The organism is Kitasatospora sp. NPDC057542 (assembly GCF_042801945.1).
Lineage (GTDB): Bacteria > Actinomycetota > Actinomycetes > Streptomycetales > Streptomycetaceae > Kitasatospora.
This window is the reverse complement of the sequence record NZ_JBHVFE010000524.1, coordinates 1-5,873: the sequence shown is the minus strand read 5'-3', so window position 1 is coordinate 5,873 and position 5,873 is coordinate 1. Positions and strand designations below refer to the sequence as shown.

Sequence of the window (5,873 nt, the reverse complement as noted above, 5' to 3'; positions counted from 1 at the left end):
TCGCAGCCGCGGCCCCGGGACTACCTGCGGATCACCCGTGGATCACTTGGCCTTCTTCGAGAAGTACTCGAACATGTGCTGGGCCACGTCCTCCAGGTACGGACCGGCCTCGTAGGTGTTCGCGCCGTTGCCGATGGAGGTGTCGCTGACCAGGGCCGGCTTGCCGTCCTTGGTCGCGTACCAGCCGCCGCCGCTGCTGCCGCCGGTCATGTTGCAGCCGATCAGCAGCATCGCCGGGCGGCTCGGGTCGCCGGTCTTCTGGGACGGCTTGCCGCCGTCGCAGTGCTCCAGCTCCACGCCGTCGAAGGGCTTGCCCTCCGGGAAGCCGTAGTTGCTGACGGCGCCGACCTGGTCACGCGGGGCGTTGAACCAGAGCGGGACGGAGCCGCCGACGGTCTCCTCCAGCGACTTGCCGCCCGGGTTGGGGTTGGCGACCTTGATGATGCCGAAGTCGTACTGGCTCCACGGACCGCCCTTCTCCGGGTCGGCCTCGGCGGTCCACTGCGGCGAGACCATGCCGGAGGTGGCCGTCCACTCGCCGTACGGCTCGGCGTCCTCCAGCTTGGCCTGCTTGTTGCCGTTGCTCAGCACGCCGTTGCTGTTGAAGGCCGGGGCGAAGGTGATGTCGGTGTAGTACTTGTTGCCCTTGCCGCCGTGCAGGCAGTGGCTGGCGGTCCACACCAGGTTGCTCTTGCCCGGGTTGGCCGGGTCGGAGACGACGGTGCCGGAGCACACGTAGTCCTCGTTGCCGTCCTTGAAGAAGATCTTGCCGTTGACGTGCATGTTCTTCGGGAACGGGTGCGCCACGGGCTTGGCCGGGACCATGGCGGGCAGCTGGTCCGCGCCGCCGCCCGGCTGGGCGGCGGTGGGCTTCGCGGTGGGCTGGCCGGTGGCGGGCGCGCCGGTGGTCGGTGCGGCGCCGGTGGGCTGCGCGGGCGGCTGGGACGCGTCCGGGGCGGGCTGCGGCAGCGGCTTCGGCTTGGCCTCCAGCAGCTTCTGCAGGGTCCAGTAGCCCTTGACGGCCGGGGTGATGACGTTCGCCTGGGCCCACTTGTCCCAGTCCTCGAGCTTCCAGGTCTTCAGCTCTTCGAGCGTCGGAAGCTTGATCGGAGCCGCGCCCGGCTTGCCGGAGGCGTCGGCCGTGACGCCGGGAGCCGCGGTCACGGCCGGGTCGGCGTTGTCGGGGCCGCACGCGGTGGCGACCACCATGGTCAGCGCGGCGACGGAGGCGCCCAGGACGGCACGGCCGGGCCGGGATATCGGTGACATGAGTTCAAATCCCCCTGTTGACTACCGCCATGCGGCCCGTTCCCCGGGTGCGGCCCCACTCGGCCGCCGGCATGGCAGGTGAGGAGTCTGCCATGCGGCCCGGGAACTCCTGACATCCGCCCCGGACCGGGACGGGGCTGTCACCGGACCGGGGCGAGACCGTCACCGGATCGGCACGGGATCGGCACCGGGCCTCCGCCGCGGCGGCTGGGGGCTCGGCGGGCCCGGCGCCCGGTAAATCGGTTGCACGCCTCGTACGGGCTGCCTACCGTGGTCCGGGTCATCAGCCAGACAAGGAGAAGGCCGTTGCTCTACTGAGGTCCCGGGACACCGCCCCCGCCGCGCAGGCCCTGTTGCCGTTGCGCGGTGCGCGAGTGTGCGACCTCAGTCACGGCCCGTGGCGCTCCTCTGCGTGACGCCACCCCTTCGTTCCCTCCGGCCGTACCCGGTTCCGCACCCGCGGTGTCTCCCCGTGTTGCTCACCACCCCTTCGGCAACCACCCCGGGAGGCCTGTATGGCACACCAACCCACCACCACCGCCGTCCTCTGCACCGAGCTCTCGTTCGAGTGGCCCGACGGCAAGCCCGTCCTGGACGGCTTCCAGCTCGCCGTCGGCCCCGGCCGCACCGGCCTGATCGGGCTCAACGGCGCCGGCAAGTCCACCCTGATGCGGCTGATCGCCGGCGAGCTCACCCCCACCGGCGGCACCATCCGCGTCGACGGCGAACTCGGCTACCTTCCGCAGGGATTGACGCTCGACACGACCCTGCGGGTGGACGAGGCGCTCGGCATCCGCGGCGCCCGCGAGGCCCTGCACGCCATCGAGTCCGGCGACACCGACCAGCGCCACTTCGACGCGATCGGCGACGACTGGGACGTCGAGGAGCGCGCCCGCGCCACCCTCGACCGGCTCGGCCTGCACCGCCTCGGCCTCGACCGCACCACCGGCGAACTCTCCGGCGGCGAGGCGGTGCTGCTGCGGCTGGCCGCCCTGCTGATGGCCCGCCCCGACGTCCTGCTGCTCGACGAGCCCACCAACAACCTCGACCGGGCCGCCCGCGAGCGGCTCTACGAGACGGTGGCCGGCTGGAACGGCGTGATGCTGATCGTCAGCCACGACCGCGAACTGCTCCGGCACGTCGACCAGATCGCCGACCTTCGGGGCGGCGAAGTCACCTGGTACGGCGGCAACTTCGAGGACTACGAACGCACCCTCGCGGCCCAGCAGGAGACGGCCGAGCGGCTGCTGCGCAACGCCGAGGCCGACGTCCAGCGCCAGAAGCGGGACTTGGCCGACGCCCGCGTCCGGCTGGATCGCAGCGCCGCGTACGGCAAGAAGCGCTCGGTCACCCGCAACGACCCGCACATCTTCGCCGGGATGCTCAAGCGCAAGGGCCAGGAGACGGCCGGCCGGCTCCAGGGCATGCACACCGAGCGCCTGGAGGAGGCCAAGGCGCGGCTCAGCGCGGCCGAGGAGGCCGTCCGGGACGACGCGGAGATCCGGATCGACCTGCCGCGCACCGCCGTCCCGGCCGGCCGCACGGTGCTCACCCTGGACAAGGTCCGGCTGCCCTACGGCACCACCGCCGACCTCGACCTGCGCGGGCCCGAGCGGATCGCCCTGGTCGGCCGCAACGGCGCCGGCAAGTCCACCCTGCTGCGCACCATCGCGGGCGAACTCGCCCCGCTGGAAGGGGAGGTCATCACCCCGGTGCCGCTGCGGCACCTCCCGCAGCGGCTCGACCTGCTGGACGACGAGCGCTCCGTCGTGGAGAACGTCAAGCTGTTCGCCCCCGCCGCCGGGGACAACGCGGTCCGTGCCCGGCTCGCCCGCTTCCTGTTCCGCGGCGCCCGGGCCGACCAGCCCGCCGCCACCCTCTCCGGCGGCGAGCGGTTCCGCGCGACGCTGGCCGCCCTGCTGCTGGCCGACCCGCCGCCGCAGCTGCTGCTGCTCGACGAGCCGACCAACAACCTGGACCTCGCCAGCGTCCGCCAGCTCACCCAGGCGCTCGCCGCCTACCGGGGCGCGCTGATCGTGGCCAGCCACGACCTGCCGTTCCTGCGCGGCCTGGGCCTCACCCGGTGGCTGGAGCTGGACGGCGAACTGCGGGCGGTGGAGCCGATGTAGCGCCTACCGCTGCTGATCCTGCCGACTCTGCCGGTCCTGGGCGTCCTGGGCGTCCTGCTCGCCCCGGGCATCCTCGACGAGCATCCGGCGGGCCGTGCTCAGGGCCGAGTCCCTGAGCGCGGCCAGCTCGTCGGCGGTGAACACCGGGGTGCGGACGTTCGGCGGGATGCCCGGTCCGTCGAAGGTGCTGCCGTCCCGGGTGAGGTACTTCTCGTTCGGCAGGACGGCCATGAAGTCCGGCGAGAGCGTCTTGATCAGGATGTCGGAGAAGACGCCCTGGGTGTTCTCACCGACCCGGAGCACCTGCGGGGACCGGCCCATCATGGCCTGGGTGAAGGTCTCGGCCGCGCTGGTCGAGATCGAGGAGGTGAGCACCGCCACCGGCCCGGTGAAGTGCCGTCCCGCCGAGGGCCGCACGACCACCGGCTCGGGCCGGGTGAACCTCGTCGGATCGGCCGGGTCGTTGCGTGCCACCTTCCGGTAGGCGACGTAGGGGCGATCGGTGAGCCGGGCGGCGATGTGCAGCCCGAGCGCGTCCGAGCCGCCGCCGTTCAGCCGCACGTCGACGACCAGACCGGTGGGTCGGTTCCGGGCGTCCAGCAGGGCGTCCAGCGCCCGGTCCAGTTCGTCGACCTGGCTCTGCTGGTCGCCGTCCGTGTAGTCGTCGAAGCTGCTCACCCGGAGGTAGCCGAGGCCGTCGGGGAGTCGGCCCACCCCGAGCCGGCCTCCGGCGAAGACCTGCTCCGGGCCGGTGAGCTGGGCGGCCGAGGCCTGCCGGGCCCGCGCGGTCAGTTCCTCGGTCCGCACGGTCGACCCCGGCCGCTGCCCGCCGAAGACCTCCCTGGGCTGCCCGTCGACCACCCGGGCCAGTCCGGTGTGCGCGTCGCCGAGCGGGCGGAGCATGTCCACGAGGACGGCCTGCAACTGGTCGGCCGTCGTCGTCGGGGTGATCGTGCGCCGCTTCTCGTCCCGGGCGGCGTGCCAGTCGATCCCCTTGGCGGCGAAGAAGGGGTAGTTCTCCTCGAAGTTCTCCCAGAACCGGTCGAAGACCGCGAGCGGGTCGTTCGGGGCCGGCGCGGCGCACAGCGGCGGCAGGGCGTCCAGCCGGCTGAGCGCCTTGCTGCCGACCCCGCCCTCCTCGCGCTCCACGGCCCGGTTCCGGCCCTCGGGGGTGAGCGTCAGGGCGAGGTTGCCCACGCCGTAGCGGGTGGTGCCGTCCGGGCCGGGCGGACCGGTCCGCGTCCCGGTGACCCACCCCGGCACGCAGCTGTGCGCCGTCACGTCGTACGTGGTGAGCCGGCCCCCGGAGACCGCGATCAGCAGGCCGTAGCCCTCCGTCCGCCAGACCCCCTCCAGCGGGTTCGCCCGCCCTCCCCGGGCCGCGGCCGCCCCCGGTGCCGCCAACCCCACCGCCATCGCGAGCGCCACCGCCGCGGCCGCCGCCCTGCCGATACTCCTCTGTGTCATCTCCGGCCTCCGCCGAACCCCGGTCTCCCCCGCGGAACCCCTCCGCCACCGCTCCCTCCCGACGTTACGGCCGGCCCCATCGCCCGGGCGTCATCCCCCGTGCCGCACCCGCTTCCTCCTCCGGGACCATCCGGAGTCGGGCGGAATGGTCCCTGGCGCTCTCGACAACAACCGTTTTGACGGTGGGTGAAAGTCCGTCACCCGTGGCCCCAACTGTCCTTGGCTCCAGTAGCATCGGCAGCATGCCTGCGCTCAACATCGAGTACACGGAGCACGAACTCGCCGCGATCCGCGAGGCCGCCGCCGCGGACGGCAAGACCGTGAAGGCGTACGTCCACGACCTGAGCGTGCGGGAGCAGCAGCGGCGGGTCTTCGTGGACCACGCGGTGGCGTTCTGGAAGGCGCACCGGGCCGAGTTCGACGCCGCGTTCCCCGAGGACGCACCCGCGGCGTGAGGGGCGGGGGCGCGACGCGATGAGGGGCGGGGGAGTGGCGCTGCTCCACGTCGACCTGCGCTGGCTGCTCGACGTCCAGGAGCTGGCCTCCCCGGAGGACCTCAGCGTGCGGGACTACTCGGCGCTGCAGGCCGCCGTCGCCCGGCACCGGGTGAACACCGCGCAGCTCGGCCACGACGCGGACCCGGCCTGGTGCGCGGCCACCCTGATGCACACCATCGTGCTGCTGCGCCCGCTGCCGGTGCGCAACAACCTGTACGCCTGCATGACGACGGCCGCGTACATGCACGCGGCCGGGGAGGGGATCGACCCGCCGTACGGGGCGCTGGTGGAGCTGGCCCGCGGCATAGCGGAGGGCCGGGCGGACGTGTACGCGGCGGCCGACCGGATCCGCGACTGGCGGATCTGAGGCCGACCGCCGCGGCGGTCCCCTGCGGGGCTGGTCCTTCGGCCCCGGCCGCAGCCCGCCCGCGGTCCGCGTCCCGAGCCGGTATCCGCGTCCCGCCCGCGGTCCGCGTCCCGAGCCGGTATCCGCGTCCCGCCCGCGGACAGC

At 73.2% G+C, this 5,873-nt stretch carries 5 protein-coding genes; 3 read left to right on the top strand and 2 right to left on the bottom strand.

What is annotated here, in order from left to right; translation table 11 throughout:
• Window positions 1-42: 42 nt before the first annotated feature.
• The gene (locus ACFU7Y_RS38490) at window positions 43-1,269 is read right to left on the bottom strand and encodes a serine protease (protein WP_224280457.1); all 1,227 of its coding nucleotides are present in this window, start codon (window positions 1,267-1,269) and stop codon (window positions 43-45) included.
• A gap of 515 nt (window positions 1,270-1,784) precedes the next feature.
• Here ACFU7Y_RS38490 and ACFU7Y_RS38485 point away from each other — a divergent pair.
• On the top strand, window positions 1,785-3,398 hold the full coding sequence (locus ACFU7Y_RS38485; protein ID WP_224280455.1) for an ABC-F family ATP-binding cassette domain-containing protein: 1,614 nt from the start codon (window positions 1,785-1,787) through the stop codon (window positions 3,396-3,398).
• Window positions 3,399-3,401: 3 nt separating this feature from the next.
• Here the strand turns inward: ACFU7Y_RS38485 and ACFU7Y_RS38480 are convergent, their stop codons facing one another.
• Window positions 3,402-4,865, bottom strand: a complete 1,464-nt coding sequence (locus ACFU7Y_RS38480) for a S41 family peptidase (protein ID WP_224280453.1) — start codon at window positions 4,863-4,865, stop codon at window positions 3,402-3,404.
• A 242-nt stretch (window positions 4,866-5,107) separates the two neighbouring features.
• Here ACFU7Y_RS38480 and ACFU7Y_RS38475 point away from each other — a divergent pair, with 242 nt between their 5' ends.
• Window positions 5,108-5,320, top strand: coding sequence for a hypothetical protein (locus ACFU7Y_RS38475; protein WP_224280451.1), 213 nt, complete (start codon window positions 5,108-5,110; stop codon window positions 5,318-5,320).
• Between the two features lie 34 nt (window positions 5,321-5,354).
• A complete protein-coding gene (locus tag ACFU7Y_RS38470) occupies window positions 5,355-5,729 on the top strand; it encodes a toxin Doc (protein ID WP_224280449.1) in 375 nt (124 codons plus the stop codon).
• Window positions 5,730-5,873 lie beyond the last annotated feature (144 nt).

Bases quoted from the DNA above. Each gene is read 5' to 3' on its own strand.
- ACFU7Y_RS38490 (WP_224280457.1), bottom strand. From the start codon at position 1,269: ATGTCACCGATATCCCGGCCCGGCCGTGCCGTCCTGGGCGCCTCCGTC.
- ACFU7Y_RS38485 (WP_224280455.1), top strand. From the start codon at position 1,785: ATGGCACACCAACCCACCACCACCGCCGTCCTCTGCACCGAGCTCTCG.
- ACFU7Y_RS38480 (WP_224280453.1), bottom strand. From the start codon at position 4,865: ATGACACAGAGGAGTATCGGCAGGGCGGCGGCCGCGGCGGTGGCGCTC.
- ACFU7Y_RS38475 (WP_224280451.1), top strand. From the start codon at position 5,108: ATGCCTGCGCTCAACATCGAGTACACGGAGCACGAACTCGCCGCGATC.